This is a genomic window from Paenibacillus thiaminolyticus, from assembly GCF_007066085.1.
Taxonomy (GTDB): Bacteria; Bacillota; Bacilli; order Paenibacillales; family Paenibacillaceae; genus Paenibacillus_B; species Paenibacillus_B thiaminolyticus.
The window spans coordinates 470838-496818 of sequence record NZ_CP041405.1; the positions used below are offsets into that span (position 1 = coordinate 470838).

22 protein-coding genes are annotated in these 25981 nt (G+C 47.6%); 19 read left to right on the forward strand and 3 right to left on the reverse strand.

Annotation, left to right across the window (positions count from 1 at the left end; all coding sequences use genetic code 11):
• Positions 1-206: 206 nt before the first annotated feature.
• Positions 207-491: an endonuclease/exonuclease/phosphatase family protein gene (locus tag FLT43_RS30735; RefSeq protein WP_115057888.1), complete on the reverse strand. Its 285-nt coding sequence runs from the start codon at positions 489-491 to the stop codon at positions 207-209.
• Positions 492-660: 169 nt separating this feature from the next.
• On the opposite strand from FLT43_RS30735, the gene FLT43_RS02015 reads away from it, so the two are divergent.
• The 5 genes from FLT43_RS02015 to FLT43_RS02040 all read left to right on the forward strand — a co-directional run bounded on the left by FLT43_RS02015 (position 661) and on the right by FLT43_RS02040 (position 6711).
• Positions 661-1236 (forward strand): TetR/AcrR family transcriptional regulator, encoded by a 576-nt coding sequence (locus tag FLT43_RS02015; RefSeq protein ID WP_087443576.1) that lies wholly within the window; start codon positions 661-663, stop codon positions 1234-1236.
• Between the two features lie 16 nt (positions 1237-1252).
• Complete coding sequence (locus FLT43_RS02020) at positions 1253-2680, forward strand: serine hydrolase domain-containing protein (RefSeq protein ID WP_087443575.1); 1428 nt, start codon at positions 1253-1255, stop codon at positions 2678-2680.
• Between the two features lie 540 nt (positions 2681-3220).
• Positions 3221-4519: a helix-turn-helix domain-containing protein gene (locus FLT43_RS02030; protein WP_087443574.1), complete on the forward strand. Its 1299-nt coding sequence runs from the start codon at positions 3221-3223 to the stop codon at positions 4517-4519.
• 334 nt (positions 4520-4853) lie between these two features.
• Positions 4854-5660 (forward strand): helix-turn-helix transcriptional regulator, encoded by an 807-nt coding sequence (locus FLT43_RS02035; protein WP_087443573.1) that lies wholly within the window; start codon positions 4854-4856, stop codon positions 5658-5660.
• A 79-nt stretch (positions 5661-5739) separates the two neighbouring features.
• Positions 5740-6711 (forward strand): proline dehydrogenase family protein, encoded by a 972-nt coding sequence (locus tag FLT43_RS02040; protein ID WP_087443572.1) that lies wholly within the window; start codon positions 5740-5742, stop codon positions 6709-6711.
• Between the two features lie 257 nt (positions 6712-6968).
• On the opposite strand, the gene FLT43_RS02045 is transcribed toward FLT43_RS02040, so the two are convergent.
• Positions 6969-9287, reverse strand: coding sequence for a glycoside hydrolase (locus FLT43_RS02045; RefSeq protein ID WP_087443571.1), 2319 nt, complete (start codon positions 9285-9287; stop codon positions 6969-6971).
• Between the two features lie 304 nt (positions 9288-9591).
• Between FLT43_RS02045 and FLT43_RS02050 the strand changes: the two genes are divergently transcribed.
• From FLT43_RS02050 to FLT43_RS02100, 11 genes are all read left to right on the forward strand, one after another.
• On the forward strand, positions 9592-10569 hold the full coding sequence (locus FLT43_RS02050) for a polysaccharide biosynthesis protein (protein WP_087443570.1): 978 nt from the start codon (positions 9592-9594) through the stop codon (positions 10567-10569).
• The gene (locus FLT43_RS02055) at positions 10566-11675 is read left to right on the forward strand and encodes an undecaprenyldiphospho-muramoylpentapeptide beta-N-acetylglucosaminyltransferase (RefSeq protein ID WP_087443569.1); all 1110 of its coding nucleotides are present in this window, start codon (positions 10566-10568) and stop codon (positions 11673-11675) included. Before FLT43_RS02050 ends, FLT43_RS02055 begins: the two co-directional genes overlap by 4 nt.
• Entirely contained in the window at positions 11659-12015 is a 357-nt protein-coding gene (locus FLT43_RS02060; RefSeq protein ID WP_087443568.1) for a hypothetical protein, read from the forward strand. Before FLT43_RS02055 ends, FLT43_RS02060 begins: the two co-directional genes overlap by 17 nt.
• Before the next feature lie 234 nt (positions 12016-12249).
• Positions 12250-12897: a response regulator transcription factor gene (locus FLT43_RS02065; RefSeq protein WP_087443567.1), complete on the forward strand. Its 648-nt coding sequence runs from the start codon at positions 12250-12252 to the stop codon at positions 12895-12897.
• Positions 12890-14281 carry a HAMP domain-containing sensor histidine kinase gene (locus tag FLT43_RS02070; RefSeq protein ID WP_087443566.1) on the forward strand — a complete coding sequence of 464 codons (1392 nt, stop codon included), beginning with the start codon at positions 12890-12892 and terminating at the stop codon, positions 14279-14281. Before FLT43_RS02065 ends, FLT43_RS02070 begins: the two co-directional genes overlap by 8 nt.
• Before the next feature lie 313 nt (positions 14282-14594).
• The gene (locus FLT43_RS02075) at positions 14595-15266 is read left to right on the forward strand and encodes a lipoprotein BA_5634 family protein (RefSeq protein WP_087443565.1); all 672 of its coding nucleotides are present in this window, start codon (positions 14595-14597) and stop codon (positions 15264-15266) included.
• Between the two features lie 18 nt (positions 15267-15284).
• Entirely contained in the window at positions 15285-15656 is a 372-nt protein-coding gene (locus tag FLT43_RS02080; RefSeq protein WP_087443564.1) for a hypothetical protein, read from the forward strand.
• 366 nt (positions 15657-16022) lie between these two features.
• Positions 16023-16943, forward strand: coding sequence for a hypothetical protein (locus FLT43_RS02085; RefSeq protein ID WP_115057887.1), 921 nt, complete (start codon positions 16023-16025; stop codon positions 16941-16943).
• Between the two features lie 831 nt (positions 16944-17774).
• Complete coding sequence (locus FLT43_RS02090; RefSeq protein WP_087443561.1) at positions 17775-19676, forward strand: putative thiazole-containing bacteriocin maturation protein; 1902 nt, start codon at positions 17775-17777, stop codon at positions 19674-19676.
• On the forward strand, positions 19673-21622 hold the full coding sequence (locus FLT43_RS02095; protein ID WP_087443560.1) for a TOMM precursor leader peptide-binding protein: 1950 nt from the start codon (positions 19673-19675) through the stop codon (positions 21620-21622). The genes FLT43_RS02090 and FLT43_RS02095 overlap by 4 nt, the downstream gene beginning before the upstream one ends.
• A gap of 42 nt (positions 21623-21664) precedes the next feature.
• Positions 21665-23257, forward strand: a complete 1593-nt coding sequence (locus tag FLT43_RS02100) for a SagB family peptide dehydrogenase (protein WP_087443559.1) — start codon at positions 21665-21667, stop codon at positions 23255-23257.
• A gap of 88 nt (positions 23258-23345) precedes the next feature.
• Here FLT43_RS02100 and FLT43_RS02105 read toward each other — a convergent pair whose 3' ends face one another.
• Positions 23346-23768 carry a hypothetical protein gene (locus FLT43_RS02105; protein WP_115057886.1) on the reverse strand — a complete coding sequence of 141 codons (423 nt, stop codon included), beginning with the start codon at positions 23766-23768 and terminating at the stop codon, positions 23346-23348.
• Positions 23769-24155: 387 nt separating this feature from the next.
• Here FLT43_RS02105 and FLT43_RS02110 point away from each other — a divergent pair, with 387 nt between their 5' ends.
• Genes FLT43_RS02110 through FLT43_RS02120 form a run of 3 tightly spaced genes read left to right on the forward strand, consistent with a single transcriptional unit; the run spans position 24156 to position 25970 of the window.
• A complete protein-coding gene (locus FLT43_RS02110; protein ID WP_174818236.1) occupies positions 24156-24488 on the forward strand; it encodes a GntR family transcriptional regulator in 333 nt (110 codons plus the stop codon).
• A complete protein-coding gene (locus FLT43_RS02115) occupies positions 24485-25351 on the forward strand; it encodes an ABC transporter ATP-binding protein (RefSeq protein WP_087443555.1) in 867 nt (288 codons plus the stop codon). Before FLT43_RS02110 ends, FLT43_RS02115 begins: the two co-directional genes overlap by 4 nt.
• A complete protein-coding gene (locus FLT43_RS02120; RefSeq protein WP_087443554.1) occupies positions 25344-25970 on the forward strand; it encodes an ABC-2 transporter permease in 627 nt (208 codons plus the stop codon). The genes FLT43_RS02115 and FLT43_RS02120 overlap by 8 nt, the downstream gene beginning before the upstream one ends.
• Positions 25971-25981 lie beyond the last annotated feature (11 nt).

A 25981-nucleotide genomic window follows, 5' to 3' on the forward strand; every position in this document is an offset into this window, starting at 1 on the left:
CAGTCCTCTCTTTCCAGAAGCTTTTAAATTATTTTGGTTCGTTGCGGCAAAAAATATTCATCTTTCGAAGAGCGGATCCGAGCTCTGGAAGGAAAGAAGCCAATCTGAAATGTCATTTATAACTTGTTTATCTACATGTTGTGCAACCTTATACTCTTTTTTGGCTTCTAGTATCTCTCCATAAACAGAAGGCATGAACAAATGATTTAGGTTCGCATATAGTTTAAATGTTGCATTTGGGGTACCACCCAATATGTTTTTATAACCAAGACGATGGGGAAGCGGGACAAGACGGCGTTTCCATACTGTCCAGGAACAGAACCTGTCTTCGAAGAAAATGTAATGGCCGGGCCAAAAAAAGAATGGCGCATACATAAACGATCTGATAACCAAGTTAATTGGTCCGCATTATCGCTTCTCCGTGAAAAATATTTGTCCACTTCATTTAGAGCAATAATATCCGTTTGGCTTTCCTCTATGACTTGAGCCATTCGCTCCAGATTTAATTTCCCATCGATTCCTGTACCATGATGAATGTTGAACGCATGCTACAGCATCAGAGGACATGAACATACTCATTGCGAACACCGTTCAATTATTGACTTTATTTTATATGGTTAATATAATTAGGTTGGTCGACCAATAAAAAAGGAGGATCATATGAGTAAAGAGGATAAAAGAAAACGATTAATCGATGCGGCTTACAACGTATTTGTCAAAAAAGGATACGCTAATGCCTCTATCAAAGATATCGCAAATGAAGCCGATATGACATCGGGACTTGTTCATTATTATTTTAAAAATAAAGAAGAACTGTTGCTTTCCGTACAAGATGAAGTCCAAAAGCATTACCAAAGGCAATATGACGGACAGCCGGAAGACTCTGTAACTCCGGAAGAAGTATTGCTTGAAATCAAATCCAGAACAGAAAATAATCCCGACTGGTATCGGTGGAGATATGAAATTTACTCTTTGGGGATCAAAAACGAAAGCGGGCATCTTCAAAAGCAAGTCGCGTCTATTCTCAAGAATGGAAGAGATAGTCTTGCCAAGCCGTTGCAGCCCTTAGTCGGCAATTCCCATCATGCTTCTGCAGTTGCCAGTATACTATTGGCTTGCTTCGACGGATTAGCTCTTCAGCAAATTGTCGACGATGAATTTGATATTGACCAATCGTATCGATTATTGATCGAGCTCCTTGAGCTTTATGTATGTAAATCACAAGAACTAAGCTAACACGAAAGGTGATCATGTGAAAAAAATTGTAATCTGTTTTTTCATCTTTTTCCTCGTTGCTCCTTCTTTTTCTCTAGCCAATGAAGGTCGCGATACGGCTCAATCAATCACAACTTTTATGAAAGAAGTGCTGGAGGAATATCATATTCCGGGGGCTTCGCTGGCAGTCATACATAACGGTCAGACCATCTTTCAAGATAGCTGGGGGACAATGAGTGACGGATCAGCCGTAACGGAGGACACGACTTTTCTTATCGGTTCGGTAAGCAAACCTTTGACATCTCTTGCCGTTATGATGTTGGCGGAAGAGGGAAAAATAAAGCTGGATGAACCGATTGAAACGTACATCCCGTCGTTCAACTATCAAACCGATGGCACGAAATCAATCACCGTGCGTAATCTCTTAGAACAAACTAGCGGGATTAGCGCTTATGACGGAATGAAGGTGACCGATAAGCCAAGTCATGGTAAAGAGAATGGCATTACTCAAGCTGTTACAGAACTTAGCGGAGTAAAGTTAAGCCATCTTCCCGGTGAGATATACGAGTATAATTCAGCCAACTATTTACTGTTAGGAGCTATTATTGAGACGGTGTCCAAACAGTCATTTTCAACATTTATGGATACTCATATTTTCTCGCCTCTTGGCATGAACAACACTACTGCCGATTACGACAGCGCCATGGACAGAGGGTTGGTACCCGGCTTCCATTCATGGTTCGGCAGACCTGTTACAGGCGATGGATTGTATGATCAATCGGGAGCGCCTTATGGTTATATGACTTCAACCGCCAATGACCTTACCAAATTTATAACATTCATGCTCAACGGAGGGGATTTGTTATCAGAACAAAGTCGAAAACAATTACAGACTCCACCGGAAAGCGGTAATCGTTATGGTTTGGGTTGGCACTTTCCAAGATCGGGCACTAAATATCCTTACCACACGGGTGCAACGCCTGAATATAAAGCGGAAATATTCTTTATCCCCGAACAAAATCTGGGCGCCGTTCTTTTGATGAATAAATACCATGAGTTAGAAGCTGTTTCGTATTTAAGTATAATGGAGGGAATTCGATCCATTATGAGCGGCAAAAATCCGGAAATCGCACCATTAGATATTAGCACGCAATGGATTACGCTTGGTGTTGTATTTTTGGTTGCTATTCTAGCGCTACTAAGTTTAATCCGCTTAAAACGTAAAACCGCGATCAATAAAAAGGTTAGGGTGTTTACAGGGGGCCTCTCTATCATTTTCGCCGTCGGGCTGATTCCATTATTCACCTATACTATGGGTAGCTCATGGAGGACGATTGGCCTGTTCGTTCCGGACATCGAATTTCTTATACAATGTCTCATTGCGATATCGGCCGTTTACGGTCTTTTCACCTTCCTTCTTATTGTAATGAGACGAGAAAAGCGATATCTGAATATCGGCCGATAATATAACCTTGAACCGCACATAGAAGGCTTATTCCACTTGTTGAAAATGGAGTGAGCCTTTTGTGTATGCAGGGAGTCGCAGGGTTCCGCGAACCATGAACAATTGAGGAGATGAAATACGATGCTTTGTGACTGTAAATTGAACAAAATGAAATTCGTTTAAAATGAATGGTTCCACTTCAAGCGGTGCTCCCGGTTGGATGATGTTGTTCAACGCAATACACCGAAATTCAAATTGCGGATGGCTGGTTGAAAGCTCTCGGTGGTGACCGTTATGAGGTGAAAAGTGCAGGTCTGGAAGGTATTGATGCCGTACTCTTGAATCGTGCAGATTAAGCTGTCAAACCTCCAACATGCTGAATAACCGGTGATGTCCATAAGTAGCTAACCAAAAAGATGCGTCTAAGTGCGAAGGCCATCTTTCCATTTGGTCAATGAATAGAACGAAATATGAATTTGTTTGTTGGGTGTGTTCGCAAAAATCGAATTTTATGGTAATCTATAGGTGGTCAAGTACTTGCATTGCGAAAGGAGTGAGTCTGTGAGTGCCGTTGCTGCAAAGCCTAAGTGCTTGGGGGAGCTAATACAGCACTATCGACAGAGTAAGAAATTGACTCTGGCGAAGCTGCAGGAAGCGGTCGGCATCGATAAAGGCAGCCTGTCGAGAATTGAAAACAGCGAGGTTAAGCGCCCTGATTTTCAATCCATCTTGTCCATCGCTGCAGTATTAGACATTCCCCATAACGACGTCGTAGAGAAGTACATCGAAATTGGACATAAGTCGGAAGTCGTCTACACTATTTTACAGAACGAATTAACAACACTTGAATATCCTTCGCTGATACCGAAAATAGCCGCAAAATTTCTTCAAGCACCGAATGAAGACAGCTTGTACCTAGTAGGGAAATTGTATCGCGAAGCCGACTCCATCGATAACGACTCCATTAAACTTTCGTTGTATGACCTCATCCTTGATTACTCGCGTTCCCACGGAATTATGCCTTACATAGCTAAAAGCATGTATCAACGTTATCTTATTGAACGAAATGATTTCAGCAGATTGAAGGAAACATACTATAGCGGAAAGTACATTTTGCATTACATCGATTTCTTGCCGCAGGACGAGCAACTTGAGCTACACTACAAATTAGGGGTTCACGCTTACAACTTGAGGTTCTACAGCGAGAGTATCGACCATTGCAAAAAAGTACTGGCTGAAGAGGGCGGTCAAAGTCCTTACAAAATATATGCACTTGGTGTGCTTAGAGACGCGCACTTTGGTATTGGGGAATACAAAGAGGCTGAGATGTACTCTATACAGTACAAACAGTTTAACTATCCGCACACGCAAGAGCAAATTGTTCTGATGGAAGCCTTATTCAACGCTAAGAAGGGCAATACGGCTCAAGCCATTGAACAGTTGTGGTCATTCCTCGATACTTGTAGTGATATCTTTGTTCTTTCTGCAACAAGGCATCTCATTCAATTGTACTTGGAACAGAACAACACTGAAGGCGTTAAAGCCGTACTAGAAAACAGGAAAATAAGCTTATCCATCATAGATAAAAGAAATCCTTTGACTTATTCTGAGTACGCTGAATACCTTCGACTTCAAGGGGAGTACTATTTAGCCATAGGTGACCCTGACAGCGGCATTAGCCATTTGATGGAAGGGGCTTTATACTACTCAAAAGTTAACGACATAATCAAAGAGAAAGAATGTCTTAACACGATTGTACGTAATCATATAGAACAAAATATCCCTATGCATAAGCCTGCACTTGAAAAGTTGAGCACTTATTTTATAAAAAGCGCTAAAGAAATGGAGGATTTAGCATGAAAAACTTTGTCAAAAAACTGTATTTCAAATCCATTCTTTACTCAGTTGTATTTGTAACAATGGTGACGGTATTTGCTGGAGATACTACTGGAATCATTCATCCTTGGTAAAGCACCTTCATGGTGCTTTTTTTATTTTTGTTCATCTCTTTGGATAGATATGACGTTAGGCAAAATCAAAAGGATAACAAAGGTGGAAAAGAGGCTAATGTGGCAGGTGGTTATTACGTGTCACAGTGATCCCAATACGAACTGTAACTATTGTGTTAAACTGGTACGTACACGTCAGGCATTAGCCTGGCCTTATCCAGCAATTCAAATTTGGAGGCTTGTACATGGCGGATGTGACCTTTTACCGGGACGAAGCGCTGCCTTTTCTGGAGGCAAAGCGATGCCATAAGAATGACCTGGCGTATCAGAAGCATTTTCACGAGGAATATTCTATCGGTTTAATCGATGAAGGCGAGACGCAAGCATGGTGTGACGGCACCTTGTGGCGCGTAGAGACGGGACGAATGATCAGCTTTCCGCCGCTCATTCTCCACGCCTGTCAGCCTGCGGAAGAGGCGCAATGGAAATACAAAATGCTGTTCATTAAACCGGAATGGTTCGCTCAGCTTGAAATGCCCGATATCAACCGGCTTCATATTCCTTTTTTGCTCGAAAAGGGGAAGAATGAAGCCTGCAGCAACCTGCTCAACCGTACTATGGAGGCATTAACCCGGAGCGGGTCGCCGCTCGAAATCGAAACGGCGTTAATCGAACTGGTGCACAAGCTCGTAAACAAAGATGCCTCCGATCTGGCGCATGAGCCTTATGGCATGCTGGAACCGAAGTACGTCAATCTAATCAAGGAATATATCCATGCCCATTACACGGATCGGATCACACTCGACACGCTGGAGCAGGAAGCCGGGATCAGCCGATATCATCTCATTCGCATGTTCAAGAAAAGCACGCATATACCGCCTCATGCGTATCAAAATCTGCTGCGCATCAATCATGCCAAGAAGGAATTGAAGAACCGGCGGCCCATTGCTGAAATTGCGGTGGACACCGGCTTCTATGATCAGAGCCATTTTGCAAAAGCCTTTGCCAAAATCGTCGGGGCAACTCCTCAAACTTATGCCATGTCCGTTTAGATAAGCGCAATTTTTTACAATCCTCTCCTCCTGTCTTCTTGTACATTAGGATTCATAAGAGAAGAGGAGGGACCACTTGATGGTGACAATGACGAATTTGGAAGAAAAATTTGCCGAGGCGATGAAAACCATTGCCCGCCGAGCTGATTTGAAGACTTATGTCGAGCAGACGCCGGCCATCTACCAGCTGCTGCAGCGTGCGGCAGCAAAGTATGTGACGGGGGAGAAGCGGCAGGATGGTCTTGAGGCAGGACGGCAGCTCGCTGATAAAGGGTACGCCATCTCGCTTGAATATATCGGCGAAAATACGACAGATGTCCAAGCTTGCGAAGCGGCGGTACTGGAGTTGTCGCTGCTCATTCATGCGTTGGCAGAGCGTGGAATACCGGCTCGCGTGTCGTTCGATCTGTCCCACATCGGATTATCGCTAGACAGCGATCTTGCATTTAAGAATCTGACAGCACTTGCCGCTCTGGCCCGGCAGGCCGGCATCGAGCTGTTTGTCAGCATGGAAGAGTCGGCCAAGACCGACGCGATACTCACGATCTATAAAAGGGCCGCAGCCGCATATGAGAACATCGGCATTACGCTGCAGGCACAATTGAACAGGACGGCTCTGGACTTGACTAGCTTACAGCCCATCCCTGGCCGGGTCCGCATCGTGAAAGGGGCGTACCAGGAGCCGGAGCAGCTCGCGATGCCGCGTTCATCCGCCTTAAATGAAAAATATGTGCAGCTCGTGGAGCAAGCCATCCACTTAGGCCATCGCGTGTCGATCGCCACCCATGATGAGTCTATCGTTGACGAGATCATCAAGCGGGGATGGATCCATGAGCCGGGAGCTGAGTTTGAGCTGTTATATGGGATTCGACCGGATTTGAGCAGCCAATTGAAGAAGGCGGGTTATCCTGTTCGCATTTATGTAACGTATGGCCATGAATGGTATTTGTATCTATGCCACAGGATCGCTGAATATCCGCCTAATCTATTCCAAGCAATCGTCGACATCACGGGCGCCGGAAAGGCAGATCCTATGCTCGATTATGAATAACTCTGAGTCTAGCACATTCAAATTGGACAACGATTACAAAAAATGCTGCAGAGTACCGTTGCTGGATACCTTGAAAAAGAATCGCCTGCCATCCAACAATACAGGGTGACAGGCGATGATAATATCATACCACTGACAAGTAACGATAAAATGGTGTCAAAAAATAGCATCAGAGCGATGGCGTCGCATGTCTACTTGCAGCGGATAAAATGTAGGTGAAACATACATTTGATTCTCTACGCTTAATGCGATTGAGCTTACTTGTTCCCGTTAAACGTAACACGCTTCTTTCCATCATAGATTAAAGCAGACTTTGCCTTAATCGTATCACGGCCATGTTTCACGTTTTTATTCGAGAAGTTCACAACGACCTTCAAGTTGGGACCATACTCTGCGGATTGTACGAGCCGATCCGGTGTCAGTACCTTAAATGCCGTCATTTCCTGTGTTACGGCTTTGGCGTGGAACGGCGACCAGACTTTCAAATAGGAAGAAATCAGTTCCTTGTGGCTCTCCCATTCCTGACTGTCCAAATGGTAAAGCGGCGGAACATTATACAGCAACTCATAAAGCATACGTGAACCAACTTCATCCTTAATCTTCAGGCTGCCCCATTCCCAGTGATGGGTCGTAATGACGGAATCGTTGTACACGAGCTTGAATAGCGGCAGCGAGTAGGTTGGATTGAGGTACACATGTTGGTACAACTCTTTCACCGGCACCTGCTTCACATATCGTTCAGGTATGGTGCCTTGGGCAGCGCCATAACCGCCAACGTAGTACGGGCTTTCCTTGTTTTCGCGCATATCTTTATCGCCCCATTTGATCACGGGCGTCTCAATGCCGTGCGCAAATGCGATCGTGCTGCTCGCGGAGTCGTTACCGCCTTCCGAACCGATGACCATATGCTTCTCTTTCCCGATATAGTCCATTCGCTTCAAGCGTGCTGCAAGATCTTGCTCCTGTGTCGTGATATGGCCTGGCGTATAGTCATCGTAAATCTCTCCAGTTGCATCGCAATCGATGAACCAGGAGTTATAAAGGATGCCGTCCTGCAAAATATCCTCAACACGCTGCTTCACGCTTGGAAGAGAAAGGGTAGGATTCAGTTTCCGCCCCCGATTGAGGAACCCCCCGATCTTAACGCCTTTCTTATTTGAGATGGTTGCCTGTTCATACAATGTCGGGTCCGGGAAAAATGCCGTGTTCCATTCCTTATCTTCTTTCTTTTGAATCGAGTGGTACGAATCATAGGGCCCGATTAAGTATCCCTGCTCGTTCGCCTTCGCGACAAAAGCAGGGTTCAGAAGCCCATTCGACCAGTTCGGAAGGCCGATCCATGCCTTCTCGATGCCGAGCTGGTGCATTTCTTCCAACACAGCAGACTGGTCCCGTCCCCATTCCTCCGGATGATCGATAGCGTCCTGGAACACGCTCTTAAGCAGGTTTTTATTCAGCTCGTACAGCTTCTGCTCACTCAGCTTGTCCACGCCGTCAGCTACAGCTTGCTTGGCGGCAGCATCGAGCGCAGGGAAATACTCGGCCCGGTAGAGTTGCTTCAGCTTCAACGCCTGGTTCAGGGCATTTACAATAACCCGTTTCTGGTAGTTGTTTATGAACTGCTCCTGCTTTACTTCTTTCAATACGCTGTTCAGTTGATCGGCGCCATCCGCCGTGTATCGGTCCGCAAGCTCCGCGATCCAGGACCAGATGGGCTCATTCAACTTATTCTTCATCTTTTTCCAGCGAATATTGTCGGCCTCAAGCACCTGACTGTTCCACATATAAATATGCGGCGCCCCGAACAGCTTTTCGATTTCCGGATTATCCTTCGCTTTATCGGCCAGCGTCTTAAAGCCTTGCTGCTCCTTCACATATTCCTTGTACAGCTTCGCGACGGCCACGGGATCGTTGTCGGTAATGTACAGCCGGAAGCTATACTCCTTTTTCGGATTGATGGATGGAAATTCGTGTTGGAATGTCATATCGAGCTTAGGCTCTGCCCGGAACGCTACTTCATTATTGAACGGATTTTCTACGATATAGAGCAGGGAGTAATGCTTTTTGTTCAAGGCCATAAAGTTCATCGAGAAAGATTCGCCCCATGTCATCGTCTCCCCATTCAGGAACTGCTTCCAGTTGAGATCATTGGCGGGAATCCGCTTGCCTTCCCCAAGAGGCAGCATATAACTGTCGGCTTGCACGGTCGGCCAAGCAAATTGTTCTGCTCCGATGGATTCAATACGAATGTCCAGATATTTTTTGTTTTTTTTCTGAACGACCACTTTGACTTTGTCATCGGGGTACGTCCATTCAATTCGGTTCGCTGTTTTCTTCACATCGCGCACGGCTCGGGGCTTCAGCGGCACAGATGCATGTTCCTTCACGCCTCCTTTTTCAATCACGATATCGAAGGTGGCCGGATCCACCTTAAATTTGAAATCATGATACGCCACAGTTGAAGTGCTCTTCACTGGATGTCCTGCGCCCGCCTTTCCGGCCAGAGGCAGACTGCTTCCGGCGAATACACTGAAAGCCATTGCGATCGACAGTACGGTTAATAGCGTCTTTTTCATGTGCATACCTCCAAATATGAATTATTCATTCCTTGAGATAGGATGATTTTCAAGCTAGTACTTGCCATGCTGGAATCAACTCAGGAATGCATGAGTAATCATAGCCACCTTCTGTTACACCAGTGTTACATCACGTTCCTACTAATTTTCCGCCAAGTTTCTGGGATTGCATTAGATGAAGAAACTGCTGGCCCCGGGGGATTATAGCTGATTTTTATTTGTTTGCCCCTATATGTCACATTGGCGTAACACAACACACCTAAGATAGGGATGACAAATAGAAATATTAACGGAGGGATAACATTTGATAGATAGCACGATTTTAATTACAGGAGGTACTGGCTCTTGGGGAGTGGAACTTGTCAAGCAACTGCTTGTGAAAGAGCCAAAAGAGATCCGTATATTCTCCCGCAATGAATCACTGCAAGTTCAAATGCGCCATCAATTTGAGGATCCTAGATTGCGATTCGTGATTGGCGATATTCGAGATAAAGCGGAATTGGTCATGGCGTGCAGCGGTGTAGATGAGGTATATCATCTAGCGGCGCTGAAACATGTTCCGATCTGTGAGGAGCAGCCGGAGAGTGCGCTCAAAACAAACGTAATGGGAACGCAAAATGTGATCGAGGCGGCAATCGAAAATGGCGTCCGAAAAGTAATGTATGTTTCCACGGATAAAGCAGCCAACCCTGCAAATATCTATGGTATGACGAAAGCGATCGGAGAGAAGCTTATCTTATGCGCAAATGGAAGATCGGAAACAAGGTTTGTAAGTTTTAGAAGCGGCAATGTGCTCGGAACGGCGGGAAGCGTAGTGCCCTTATTCAACCAGCAACTCAAAGAGGGGAGGGATCTCAGTGTAACTGCTCCGGGAATGACGCGTTTCTTTCTCACTGTGGAGGACGCCGTCCAAATCTTGGTGACAGCGATGGAGAACAGCCTCGGAGGCGAAATATTCGTCCCGAAGATGGGAGCTTGCAGAATAACGGATCTTGCGCAAGCGTTAATCAATCATTCTAAGTCAAAACATGCCAAAATTCACTACGTAGGCATTCGTTCGGGAGAAAGGCTTCACGAGACGTTGATTACGGAATCGGAGAGCAGCCGGGTGAATGAAAGTCATGAACGATATTTTATGATCATGCCAGACTTCCAAAGTGACTTGTTGGCGGTGGACGAAGTGCATCGAGGCAATATGCGTAGAGGATATCATTCAGAGGATTGTATGATGTCACTCGATGAGATTGGACAACTGCTTCGGAAAGGCGGGTTTGTGGAATGAAACGGAGAATTGTATTGACGGGAGGCGGATCGGCTGGTCACGTTACAGCGAATCTAGTACTGATTTCCCGTTTGTTAGAGGAAGACTGGGATATCACTTACATCGGCTCCAAGCACGGGATTGAGCGCGAACTGGTTGCCGGACTCAAGGGCGTTCAGTACAACCCGATTAGTACGGGGAAGCTAAGACGATATTGGGCATGGGCGAACGTAACGGATCTGTTTAAGCTTATGATTGGAATTATACAGGCATTTCTGCTCATTTTTCGAGTCAAGCCAGGTGTTGTGTTTTCCTTGGGCGGCTTCGTCGCGGTACCGGTCGTGGTTGGTGCCGCTTTGAACCGAGTTCCCGTTATTATTCTGGAGCCCGATCTACATCCCGGGCTTGCGAATCGTATCTCCCGCAAGTTCGCTCGAGCAATGTGTACGACCTTCAGGGAAACGGTTGACAATGACGGTAACGCTGATGAGAAGTTGGTGTATGCCGGTCCGATCGTAAGGGAGGAACTGAAGCTGGGCAGCCGCGTTCGCGGCATGCGTCTCTGCAGCTTCTTCGAGGATAAGCCCATTCTTCTTGTCATGGGAGGGAGCCAAGGAGCGGAGCGAATCAACCGTGCCGTCAGGGAAGCACTCCGAGAGCTCTTAAAGAGCTATCAAGTGGTTCATATTTGCGGAACTGGAAAGACAAATGCTGCTTATCGGCGGTATGAAGGTTATAAACAGCTTGAGTATGCCCGCGAAGAGCTCCCGGATCTAATGGCAATGTCAGATCTTGTCGTGTCGAGGGCGGGTTCAAATGCGATCCATGAACTGGTGCTTCTGCGAAAGCCGATGCTTCTGATTCCACATTCTATCGGTGGAGCACGAACAGGACAAACCTTGAATGCGGAACATTTTAAGGATGCGGGCTATGCAGAGGTACTTTATGAAACAGCTCTCACGAAAGAAGCCTTACTGCAAGCCATAGATATGACTTATCGTAATCAGAAATCGTATGTGGATAGGATGAAGGCCAGCAAGACGGATGGGGCTGTAGACAAGGTAATGGCACTCATTGAGATGGCGGTTAAAGGAAAGGAGGGGCAGGGAGTTGAGGATTTTTCCTAAAGTTTTACTTGTTGCTTTCAGTCTACTCGTCCTGATTTTTCTTATGTTGGCTTATAATAATGAACTCGGAAGCGGGAAAAAGAGTCGTCAATTGGAATGCATCATGGATCAGAAAACAACGCAGCTTGGACATATCCGCAATTCGGAGTATGAAGACATCATCTTAATCGTAAACGATTCTACATTTAATCAGATTCAATTGCACGACAGATATATCGGAATTTTTGAGCTCAATAAAGTGTATGGGAATAATCATGGCATTGTTGATATGTACGATCCGCAATCCATTCAAGTCGAGCAGTCATTCGATGGTTACAATAGCGGCTGCCTTGGCATATAAGAAACAATTAAACATAACCACTTTATTTGCAGGAATGGCGTTTCCTGATATAATGACTCCCGTCTTTGTTTACATTTAAGCAAAGCACTTCCTTGAAAGTCATAAGATTGTTACGATGCAAGTTGCAAATTTGCTCGTTAACACAAGATAACTTATCAAAAAAAAGAACTATATTATGGTTAAAAATGAATTTTTAAGGAATTAAGAGGCAATTTAGCACAAAGGGAGATTGCTATGCGGATATTAATTGCGGACGATGAACAGGATATGCTCCGGATTTTAACGGCGTATTTCAAAAAGGAAGGATACGAGGTATTTACGGCCGAAAACGGCGAGGAAGCATTGGATGTTTTTTATCGCGAGAAGGTCGATCTTTCTATCCTGGATTGGATGATGCCGAAGCAGAGCGGGATAGAAGTTTGCCGGGAAATCAAGGCTCGGTCGGACAAAAAAGTGCTGATTTTAACAGCAAAAAGCGAGGAAGAAGATGAACTGAGGGCGCTCAGCATCGGTGCGGACGAATATATCCGTAAGCCGTTCCATCCGAAGATTCTCGTTCTCCGGGCGAAAAGGCTGCTGGGCGACGAAAAGGGACTGCACTATCAATCACTGCGAATCGATCCGGAAGGCAATAAAATATATAAAGACGGCACAGATCTGCACTTAACAAAAATGGAATTCGAGCTTATGTGTTGTTTTGTCCGCCATAGGGGCCAGATTCTGTCACGTCAGCAACTGCTGGACTTGGTGTGGGGACTCGATTATTTCGGCGATCCAAGAACGGTGGATACCCATGTACGCAGGCTGCGGGAGAAGGTGGGCGAAGACATGATCAAAACGCACCGGGGACTTGGATACAGTGTGGAGGCGGGCGATGAATAAGCTGGGGCGTAAGCTGTTTATAAGCATCTTAGTCTCCGTCTTGCTCATTTTCGTCATGTTTGTGTTGCTGGCGAACTTGTTTATGCCGAAATACTATATTTACAAAACGAAAGAACAGCTCAGGGAAGCGATAAATACGGTAAACGGGCTTTCGGAAGCGGAATGGATCGATGCAATCCCGCAGATTGAGCAACAATACCGCGTGACGATCGTGTATGATGATTTGCAGAAACAGGAAAATGACCTAAATGAGTCGCTCAAGCAGCAGCTTGCGAAAAAGAGGGTGACCCTAAACAAGTTCTGGATTACGGAAGAATCACTCTTGAAGGTTAAAGCAGGTACCCGGATAAATGCAATATACGATCAGGGCAAGCTCAAATCCAGCTTTTACGCAAGTTTTATCCCAAAGGACGAAACCATTGTCCTGATCGGGCTTTCGATGGCCTATATCAGCGATACGGTCGGGATGCTGAACGAGTTCATCTTGATCTTGGCCTTTTGTTCGGTGCTGATCATCGTATTTGTTGTCTGGCTCTTGTCATATCGGATGACCAAGCCGCTCAAAGAACTGGGACAGGTAGCGAAGGACATATCGGATCTCCGTTTCCGAAAAGCCCGGGTTGATACCCGGGATGAAATCGGTGAGCTGGCGGAAAGCATTAACACGATGAGCGACAAGCTGAGCGCAGCGCATGCCGAATTATCCAGGAAAAACCGGAGTCTGAAGCGGTTTATGTCGGATATGACACATGAGCTGAAAACGCCGCTTTCGCTCATTCAGGCTTATGCCGAGGGGATTCAGGATGGGTTAGACGATGGAAGTTACGCTGCCACCATTTTGCGTCACAATCAAAGCATGGCAAGGCTGATTAACGAGTTTTTGAATTTTGCGAAAATTGAAAGGGACGAACTTGAATGTAAGCCAGTTGCCGTGAAAGATTTGTTCCATGAATGTGCCGCAAAATTTGGCATTGAGCTCAAGTCAAGGCATTTGCAGTTAGTGATTCGCGATGAGCTGCCAGGTAATCCTCAGATTACAGCGGATCCGAACAAAATCCGGATGGTTTTTCAGAACCTGCTCGGCAATGCGGTGAAATATGCGGCCGGCGAACGGATCGATGTGGTTTTCGAGAAGCAGGATGCCGAAATGGTGCTGCATATGAGCAACAGCCTTCCGAGAGAGATCACTGATGCATCTCGATTGTGGGAGCCCTTTTACGTAGAGGAAAGCTCGCGGCATAAAGAAATGTCGGGAACGGGTCTCGGGCTTACGATTGTCAAAACAATTCTGGAAAGGCACGGCTTCCGCTGCCATGCGGAGACAAAAGGACAAACGATTCATTTTTATCTCTATTTCAAGGTGAACAGCCCCCGATCTGCGTAAACAGATGGAGGGCTTGATAAAATCCTATTTCACGAGCATGTTTTCATATTTCTTCGCTTCGTCGGACTTTTCATCGAATGGATGGTCTTGTGGGAAGGGACCGACCCATACGTAATTAGCGTTTTCGCCAATTTTTCGCCCATAGGTTCTCCATCTCGAGGAAATGTCTTATCATCGTACGCTCGGCAGCATGAAACAATGAGGCACAGATCTTACACCGCTGTCATTAAAATGTAAGCGAACTCGATAGGATAAATCATTTACAGATGCTAAATTAAAGTAAATAAACATGATCAACAAATGGAGCAAAAACATGCGGATAATAATTCATTTATGTACGATTGCAGCGCTTTTATTCGGTTTCTACTTCGCTTATACATTTAAGGAACCAAGAAACGGAATGCTAATGATAGGAGAGAAAGAAGCATTGCAAGATATCAAAAATCAACACAATGCTGACATCAATTCAGTGGACATCTCTAAAGTGAAAACAATGAAAAATGAAGGTCAATCGGTATTCATCATGGATCAAAAAACAGCGCAGGATGTGAGCAAAAAAGGGGTATTGCGAAAATCCGATAATGACCGGGGGGGTGCGTCTTCCGATCCAATCGATTCCTTACCTACAATGATCAATGATGAAGCCATCTTGTTCTCAGATAACAAGAATGAAAAGCTAAAGAAAATGGTACTGGGCGATAGAGAAATCCAAATCAGATACGACAGCAATACCTGGCTTGGTCATAGCCGTAATTCAGAGTATGAAGACATCATTTTAATCGTGAACCCCTCTACTTTTCATCAAATTCCATTGCAAGACACATATATCGGAATTTTTGAGCTCAATAAAGTGTATGGGAATAACCATGGCATTGTTGATATGTATGATCGCCAGTCGGTTCAACTAGAGGAAGAATTTACGAAACTTACGAAGAGCAAGACAAATAGTGCCCAGCTTCTAGAAGGACTATCGATACTAAAATAATTAAAATGGGGGTTGAATATGGCTGGAATTATAGGTCATACCATGGTTACAACAGCTGCCGCCTTGGCATATAAAAAACAATTAAACATCACAACTTTATTTGCAGGAATGGCCTTTCCTGATATTATGACTCACCTATTCGTGTACATTCCATTTATTCCTGGCGTAAGTGCAGGTGTCCTGGATGAAACTTTTTTAGGCGGTGTGGCCTGCGCCATCTTCTTGACTCTGCTGGTTATGCTGGGTCTGAAAACAATGCCGAAGGCAATGTATTTATTTTCTTATAAGCAAAGCACTTCGCTCAAAGTTATTTTGTTGTCTGCCCTCGCAGGTACTGAATTACATGTACTCATGGATAAGATTGCTATCAACGGTTGGATAACTTTCTGATTACATCTATATAGTTGAATATGAAACTCCCGCGGCTGCAGTATTTCGCGGGAGTTTTTCTTCGATATTATTTACCTGATATACAAATTACTTTCTATATTATTAATTCTTACCTTACAAAAGTGTAATAATTTTTTTGTTGACGCTCCTTAGTTGTTGTAACTATACTGGTTACAAGAGTTGGTATATATTAGTTTCTTGCTATAGGTATATGTCAGTTGATTCTTTTCGAATCAATGGTTTAATTAAGCAACTAGTATGCAGTAATTACACCAACTCACTATATTTCTCATTAAGCTAGGGCATATTCCCTTGATTCTAATATACTTACCAACTCTTAAAACTTACTTAGAGGTGACAACGTTGATGAAGAATAAACTTATTGCAGCAGGAATTGTTACAGGAGCCTTACTATTATCTCCATCTCATATTTTTGCAGACTCTCTTTCTAAAGTGAATACCACGTTCCAATATCAAATCGAAGAAAACTCTGTAGTCGGCGAAATAACCGATGCAGATACCTTCTATGCGGTTGTTGAGTATAAGGATTCTACAGGAAACATTCAAACGCTAGACATCGACTTTCCGAATGAAAGCAACAAGACTTTTGCAATAGGCGACAAAGTTAAAGTTACCAATAAAGACAAATGGGAAGTAAGGGATTTCGGTTACTTCAAAGCGACTATAGCCCCTGGAGATTTTGTGTCTAAGCTGACTGACGACTCAAAGTCTCAGAACACAAACACACAAGCGGAAGAAAACTATGTAATCGGCGAAATAACCGATGCAGATACCTTCTATGCGGTTGTTGAGTATAAGGATTCTACAGGAAACATTCAAAGACTAGACATCGACTTTCCGAATGAAAGCAACAAGACCTTTGCAATAGGCGACAAAGTTAAAGTTATCAATAAAGACAAATGGGAAGTAAGGGATTTCGGTTATTTCAAAGCGACTATAGCATCTGGAGATTTTGTGTCTAAGCTGTCTGACGACTCAAAGTCTCAGAACACAAACACACAAGCGGAAGAAAACTATGTAATCGGCGAAATAACCGATGCAGATACCTTCTTTGCGGTTGTTGAGTATAAGGATTCTACAGGAAACATTCAAAGACTAGACATCGACTTTCCGAATGAAAGCAACAAGACCTTTGCAATAGGCGACAAAGTTAAAGTTATCAATAAAGACAAATGGGAAGTAAGGGATTTCGGTTATTTCAAAGCGACTATAGCATCTGGAGATTTTGTGTCTAAGCTGTCTGACGACTCAAAAAACGGAAACTAAAAAGCAAACATACCGCATATTTCGCGGTATCAGCCTGTTGAGAAATCCTCAATGGCAAGAGCGAACTCCGTAGCATACGGCCATATACTAAAAAAGGGAAAGCTGTCGATTGATATTGGCTGCTTTTCCTTTTTTATATATACGATTCCGAAAGGACTTGAAATTCAGGACCGACAGCCCGAAACGTAACAGTGAAATTCAGTTATTAGGGCTCCCTGCCTTAACCGTTTTTTGGGTGGGCTGATGTCATAGGAACACTAGCGGAGCGAATTTCATAAGATATCTCGTCAAGATTGAGGATGAGCAGCTTGCCGGTCGGGCCCGGATCGGAACATTCTCATTTAACGAATCACATGCAGGGTCAGTGAAATGAATGATACGGAGGGTATAAAATGAGCGATTTTCAGAAGGATCTGCAAAACTTGAATGTCGGCCAGTTCAGTTCGACGGGGATGACGCCTGCGTCGGGGCAAAATCCAAGCGGCCCGGGTGATCCCCGCTTATGTGTTGGCGTTTGCTTTTTTTGCGCCGGCTTTTGCGGCGGATTTTGTTCCTGCGGCAACTGTTTCCGCTGCAGCAGCTGCTTCCGCTGCGGTGGCTGCGCGCGTTGCGGAAGCTGCGCTCGCTGCCGCTGAGTACCGATAAGCTCGCTTGGCGAACCGCAAAAACGGGATGCCCCTGCAGATGTATCGTCCTGCAGGGGCTGTTCCTATTTTTCGTTCCAGGCATGAAGGACAAAACGCTCTACATAACTTAAAAGCGGGGGGAAACCGAAGTCCTGCGTACGATGCGGTTTTTCCTCCGGCAAAACCTTAAGGAGGAATAAAAAACTTGAATCCTTCTGTGCGTCTGAAAGTGAAAGGGGATACGTTCTTTCTCCCCGATTCAAATGGCGGCGTCTACTTCCGCAACAATACGGGTTCGTTCCGAATGGAAGGCGACATGGTCGACCGGTGGATTGAAAAATTGATGCCCATGTTCAGCGGGGAATATTCCATGGCGGATCTGACGGACGGATTGCCGGAACCGTACAGGTTACGGGTTTATGAAATCGCAGAAGTACTGCTCAATAACGGCTTTGTCCGGGATGCCAGCCAAGACCGCCCGCACAGCCTCCCGGAAGCGGTAGAACGGCAATATGCAGCACAGATCGAATTCCTGGACAGCTTGGGCGGTTCGGGCGCTTACCGCTTCCAAACCTATCGCGAGGCTAATCCGATTGCGGTCGGTTCCGGTCCGATATTTGTCTCACTCGTTGCGGCCTTGTTGGAATCCGGGTTGCCCCGGTTTCGCATGCTGATCACGAACCGGGCGGCCACGGATCGCCAGCGGATCTCCGAGCTTACGGCGACTGCACGTCTATCGGACAGCGAGGTCGAGGTCGAGGAGATCTGTCCGTCGGATGACGGCTCCCTCGATTGGCCGGAAATCGTCCGGCTGGCGGATACCGTCCTATACGTCGCTCAGGATGACGATCCCGGAGAGCTTAGAGCACTGCACGCGGCCTGCAGGGACGCGAAGAAGCTGCTGGTACCTGCCATCTACATGCGACAGGCGGGCATAGCAGGGCCATTGGTGCACCCGGATTCGGACGTCTGCTTCGAATCCGCATGGCGCAGGATTCACCGAATCGCCCTGGGCGATGCAGATCACCCGACCGCCGTCTCTACTACGGCGGAAGCCATGCTCGCGAATGTGGTCGTATTCGAATGGCTTAAGACCGTGTCGGGGGCCACTTCGGAATTGAACGGACAACTGTTCCTGCTGAATCCGGAAACATTGGAAGGCGAGTGGCATTCGGTGCTTCCCCATCCGCTGGTCAGGGGTCTTCGTCCGGCCGAGCCTACGGATCCGTTCTGCCTTCCGGCCAATCAAGGTACGGCGCGGCAGGAAGCAGACCGTCTCCTCTCCTATTTCTACCGCTTGACTTCGGCGAAGACCGGCATTCTTCACCGATGGGAGGAAGGGGACTCGAAGCAGCTTCCGCTCTCGCAGTGTCGCGTCCAGGCAGTCGACCCGCTGTCGGAAGGCCCCGCCGAGCTGCTGCCGCAGATCGTCTGTATGGGAATGACTCACCATGAAGCAAGGAGAGAAGCGGGCTTGGCCGGCATCGAGGCGTACGTGTCGCGGCTGGCCGGGGAACTACAGGAATATGTAGGGATCGGAGCGGGAGAGACCGTAGCGGAAGCGATCCTCCGCGGACTGCGGAAATGTCTGTTCGAGGAGTTGAAAAGTCATTCCGATTCCGGCCTGCCCTCCGTGTATCGAATCACATTAAGCAAGGTAGAGGACGATTTTTGCCGCTATTGCTTACGCGCATTGGAGACGATGCAGGACGCCCCGGTAATCGGACTGGGACAAGAAGCGGCGGGCTTTCCGGTCGTCTGGGTCGGTACGAACGGTTACTGGTACGGCGGCGTCGGAGTCAACCGCACGATGGCGCTGCGGGAAGCGCTCCGGCAGGCGCTGATGACAATCCAAAACGATGCAGCGGACATCCAAGGTCACATACTGGAGCGCTCTTCGGTCAAGGTGGAAGATGCCTTGCCGCAAAGTCTGACGATCCCCGGCTTCGATGAGTCGGAATACGGGATGATGCTGCAGTCGGTCCGGCAGATCCTGCAAGGGAACCGTAAGCGAATCGCGGTCGTTGATTTGTCCACAGAACCGTTCATGAAAGAAGAGCTGGCAGGCGTGTTTGGCGTATCGCTGCGAGAGGAGGAGACGCATTGAGCGCGATCGTGACGGTCATCGGAGAAGGACAGCTCGCGGATTTTGTAATGAAGCTATTGTCTGCAGATGACCGCTATCGGCTGGTCTGGCAGAAGAGCATCGAATCCGGAGAAGCGGCAACGGGAGACTTGGCGCTCGTGTTAAATGATGCTTGGGATCCTTCCGTTCATCCTGCGGCGGAGGAGCGGTTCCGACAGTCGGGAACGCCCTGGCTGCGCGGCTTTGTTGCATTCGGAGAGGGGATTGTCGGTCCGCTGGTTCGTCCGGAGGAACAAGGATGCTCGCAATGCGCGGATACCCGGCTCCTGCTGGCGGGAAGCGACCGCAGGGAAGCGTGGGGCCTGCAGCAGAAGCTGGCTTCGCATGGGGGAATTGCCCGGGACGCTTGGGCGTCTCGCACGGGATTATTGCAGGTGGCGCACCTTGTCGCGGAAGAAGCCGTGAAGATTCTAGAGAGCGTGCGGCCGGAGACGGACAGCCGGATGTACTTGATCAATCTGCATACGCTGCAAAGCTCGTCTCACTTCTTCCTCCCCGATCCGCTGTGTCCGATCTGCGGCCGATTGCCGGAAGACGATGCGCAGTTGGCCCGCATTGCGCTGCAGCCTAGCCTGAAAATCAGCGCCGAGACGTATCGCAGCCAGTCGCTAGATGAGCTGAAGGATGTGTTGGCCAAAGACTACCTGGATGCCAGGACCGGTTTTCTGAACGGGCAAATGGTTGACCTTGTGTCTCCTTTCGCCGATGCGAGCATCAATTTGCCCTTGTTCGGCGGAGATGAGGCTTGCGCAGGCCGGACCCACTCCTATGCGGATAGCGAAATGACGGCCATCCTGGAGGGATTGGAGCGTTATTGCGGTCTGTCGCCCCGGGGCAAACGAACCGTCGTTCATGACAGTTTCCGCAATGTACAGAACCGGGCGCTCGATCCTCTCCGCGTAGGCGTCCATGCGAAGGAACAGTATGAACGATCCAGCTTCCCGTTCAAGCCCTTCGATCCCGAACGGCCGATCGATTGGGTATGGGGCTATTCGTTCCTGCAGGAGCGTCCGATTCTCGTACCGGAGCTGCTGGCCTATTACAGTGCGGGCTGCGGACACGGCTTCGTCTATGAAACGTCAAATGGCTGCGCGCTGGGCGGCAGTCTGGAGGAAGCGATCTTCTACGGGATGCTTGAAGTGATAGAGCGCGACTCCTTTCTCATGACCTGGTATGCGCGGCTGCCCCTGCCTCGCCTGGATCTCCGCTCGGTCCCGGACCGGGAATTGAGATGGATGACGGATCGTTTGGAGGCTGTGGCGGGCTATGACATGTATTTGTATAATTCGACAATGGAGCATGGCATACCAAGCGTGTGGGCGCTCGCGAAAAACAAGAAAGAGCGGGGCGTGAACCTCATTTGCGCGGCGGGCGCCCATCCGGATCCGATACGCGCGGCAAAGAGCGCGATTCACGAGGTGGCGGGCATGCTGCTCACGGTCAGCGAGAAATTCGAGGAGAACCGTCAGCAGTATGAACGGATGCTTCTCGATCCATACCAGGTCGTTCAGATGGAGGACCACTCCATGCTGTACGGGTTGAAGCAGGCGGAGGAACGGCTCGATTTTCTGTTGAATAACGATCGTCCGCTACAAACGTTCGCCGAAGCGTTTGAACCGAAGGGCTGGAACGCCGATCTGACCGATGATCTGAAGGCCATGCTGCATGTTTTTCGACAGTTGAATCTTGAAGTGATCGTGGTCGACCAGACGACTCCGGAGACGCGCCGCAACGGACTGTATTGCGTGAAAGTACTCATTCCCGGCATGCTGCCGATGACGTTCGGGCAGCATCTCATCCGTGTGACGGGACTGGATAGAGTGCTCAGGGTCCCTGCGGAGCTGTCTTATTCGCCGGAGCCCTTGTCGCCCGAGCAGCTTAATCCATATCCGCATCCGTTCCCATAATTACGCTATGGGGCGGGGCGGTTGAAGCCAGGGAGGAAAGCGATGAGTCTGATGAATCTGGACGATTTTCTTCACCGTTTGCAATATGATCCGGATAAGGTCAAGCCCTTGGATTGGGAGACGGACTGGGATGACGCGCCTCTTCCTTACAAGCTTTATCGCGGCTTGCCGATGTTTCCGCTATCCAGGGAAGTGCCGGCAACGCTCGAAGGCAGGGATACGCCCGGTGTGCCTAGCATCCGCGATATCGGACACTTCCTCTACTATGTATACGGGCTTGCGCAATTGACCCAATCCGTCATGGAACGGGATCCCTCGGAAGAATCGGGAGGCGTCTTGCAAATGTGCCGGCGCTTCGTTGCTTCCGGAGGCGGGCTATATCCGAGCGAACTGTATCTTTATCTTAAGCTTGGCGAATTGCCTGCCGGCGTATACCATTACGATGCGGCGCATCATCGGTTGGCGTTGCTGCGCGAAGGGAATTTCGAAGATTTTTTGGCGAGGTCGCTCGGTCATCGCAGCGACGTGAACGGTTGCTTCGGAGCCGCGTTCGTATCTACCGTTTACTGGAAAAACTTTTACAAATATAATAATATCGCCTACCGGTTGCAGGGACTGGACGCCGGCGTCTTGATCGGACAGCTGCTCGAAGTCGCAAAACGATTCGGATTTTCGTCCGGCGTGCATTTTCAATTTCTCGATCAAGCCATCAACCATCTGCTCGGACTACCGGAACAGGAGGAGAGCGTGTATGCGGTAATCCCGTTATCGACGGAACCCGCGATCCGGTGGATGGAAAGCGGGAGTGAGGGGGAGGACTCGGTTTCCGCCTCCGCTCTGTGCCGGGAGTTGTCGCCAATCAATCATGATCACTATGTCAGGTCGCGGCGGATTGCAGATTATCCGCTGCTGCTTCGGATGAGTGATGCGTCCCGACTGGATTCGACGCGATTGTTCCGACAGATCCGGCAAGATGAGCCAGCACTCCCGGATCAAGCGCTCACACTGCCTCTGCCGCCTGTAGACCGCTTGTCGTATGATCTGGCGGCGGTGTGCCGGAACCGGTTCTCGCCCGAGACGGAATTTGTTCTGAAGCCGATCGGTCTCTCCCGGCTTGCCGCTCTGCTTCGGGAAGCGACGGCTTCCTTCACGTATCGCAACGACCTGGATGGCCTGCAGGAGCGGCCGGAACCCCGTGTATGCCTTTATGGCTGCTTCTACGGGGTCGAAGACGTTCCGGATGGCGCCTATCGGTACGATGGTGCCATGCATTCGCTGCAGTCGGTGTGCCTTGGAGATCACCGGCAGCGGATGCAGGAGGGAATGCCGCTTCCCAATATCAATTTGTCTCAAGTCCCGCTCTGTTTGCATGTGGCAGGGAAGAGGGGGTTCTTCCAATCGCAGCTCGGCAAGCGGGGATACCGTATACAGCAAATGGAGGCGGGGATGCTCGTACACCGGTTATTGCTGGCAGCATCCGCCCTCGGGATGGGAGGGCGTCCGCTTCTCGCGTTTGACGCCAATTCCAGCGATGCGCTTTATCGAACAGCTTTCCGGGATGAGGCGGGGCTGATTTTTATACCGGTCGGTCCCTATCGTCAACGATGGCGCTTGACGGGCAGTTTGAGCCGTTAAAATAAATGAAACATCGCTAACAACATTGACGCAAACGGTCATGTTGTTAGCGATGCCCCCCATTCAAGCAAGGGAGACCGGAATTCTCTTACCAATGATGGGTATCCCACGAATGGGTATCCCACGAATGATGGCCATGCGCGTGGGGATGGTCCCATGGACATGGATGGAACCAATCATGATGGTAGTCGACCGGGCAGCAATCCCACCCTGAAGACAGATAAGGATCAAGGTCATCCATATGCGGATCCCATGGATGATGCATGAAGGGATGGATCATGGACGGATAATGAGCATGCTCCCAGGGGTGAACCATCACGTCCCCCCAAGGATGACACATCCCGGGATGGTGTTCGTGATGATGAGGAATATGGTGCCAGGTAGAATGGGACTCGTGAAACACGTCATCGCGAGGTCTAATTTGAATAATCGACTGCTCGAGTGCTTGCTCGGACGGCTCGGAACCCTGGAAGCCGGCCGGGTTCTGAACGAAAGGTTGATGGTACGTCATGGTTGGTTTTCCTCCTAATCTTGTGAGGGGCAAAGCATTGTTAACCCTCTTCTGGCAAATCTCGATTTGGAAGCCTTCGCTTGCATAATTTACAATATGCTGAAATTGAAAAAAGGGCACTTGACCCTATAAAATGGGCAGGTGCCCCAATGCCGCGTAATATGCGGCTTTTTGTATGATTAGGCCAATCAGAATTTCTGGCTGGTTTATTTTTTTAGGAATATAAAGATGGCGGTGAGCAATGGTTTCACATTTTTCAATTGACGCAAAAGTGAATAGTGTATATAGTATATATATACGGTATGCACCCCATTGACAGCAGCGAGGTGAGGGAACCTGAACATCATCATATCCAACGCGTCGAGCGACCCGATATACATACAGATCATGAACCAGATAAGACAGAGCATCCTGAGCGGTGAATTGCGAGCAGGAGACAGCCTTCCTTCCATTAGACAGCTTGCCAAGGATCTGCAGGTTAGTGTTATCACGACCAAGCGTGCCTATGAAGAGTTGGAGAAAGAGGAGCTAATCGACACTGTTGTAGGTAAGGGTTGTTTCGTATCAGGAGCAAATAAAGAGTTCATTCGGGAGCAGCGCATGAAAAGATTAGAAGAGAAAATGTTAGAAATCATTCAAGACAGCAGGGAATTAAGCATGAGTCAACAAGATTTAATCGAGCATCTGACTTTATTGTTCGAGGAGGAACAGTCACCATGAATGCAATAGAATTACGTAATTTAACGAAAACATACCCTGAATTTACAGTAGATCAAGTATCTTTGGATGTGAAGCAGGGCTACATTACCGGTCTCATTGGTCCGAATGGCGTTGGTAAAAGCACCTTGATCAAGATGATGATCGGCCTGATCCGTCCTGACTCCGGGAGTGTCAAAATACTAGGCTGCGATATGCCGAACCAAGAGATTGACATTAAGCAGCGCATCGGTATTGTATCGGATGATTGCTTCTATTATGAGCATCTTACGATTCGTGACACGAAGAGAATGATTGCGCCCTTCTATAAGAAATGGAACGAAAAGAAGTTCAACAGCTATCTTGAACAATTCGAGTTGTCTCCCAAGAAGAAGATCAAAGACTTATCCAAGGGGATGAAAGTCAAGCTATCCCTTGCTGTTGCGTTATCGCATGAGGCTGAGCTCCTCATCATGGATGAGCCTACCTCTGGACTTGATCCCGTGTTTAGAAGGGAATTACTCGACCTGCTTGCGGATATGATGCAGGATGAGAGAAATTCGATTATTTTCTCGACCCATATTACAACAGATTTAGATCGGATTGCCGACTACATTGCTTTCATCAATCGTGGCAAGCTCGTATTCAATGAGGCGAAAGATGAAGTGCTGGACAGATACGCCATTGTAAAAGGTGACTCACAACTGCTCGATTCAGATATTCGAAACAAATTTGTCGGAATTCGCGAGACTGCTGTTGGTTTTGAAGGCTTAGTAGATAATAGGCAGGAGGTCGCGCAGTTGTTCGGAAATTATGCGCTTCTAGATAAGCCCACCTTAGAAGACATCATGTATTTCACTGCCAAGGGAGGGCGCATTCATGCTTAACTTGCTTCGCAAAGACTTCATCGCATTGAAAAGCTCACTGTGGATAAGTATCCTGTATCTTGCTGTATTCGGTGCTTTTTTTATACCAAAGCTTTCTTCGTCTGTACACCTTGTGGGTATCTATACGGCTTTCTCCATGCTTAGTCTCGGTACGAACATCGATATTAAAAACCATAACCACAATTTTCTGATTACGCTGCCTGTTAAGCGCAAGCATATTATTCAAGCAAAATACATAACGGCCATCATTTACACACTTTTTGGAGTTCTTGCTTCTTATGGCATCCACTCGCTCGTTAAAATAGCTGTCCCAGAGCTTAACAAGCCAAACTTAACGGTTATGGACATACTAGGACCAGCAGCCATCGTGCTTGCCCTGGCTTCCATTTATTTGCCGCTGTTTTATACGCTTAGCAAGAAAGGAACCTCTATTATTAATGGTGTGTTCTTTATAGCCCTAATTGCTCTGGCGCAGCCTACGGCTATGTTTATGAATATGATCCACGTGAACGGCTTACATACTGACCCAATCTTATATTTGATTCTGATCGGCATCTTATTGCTGTTCATTGCTTCCTGCTTCTTAACTGCAGCTTTGTTTGCGAGAAAGGACTTATAGGAGGCCGCGCA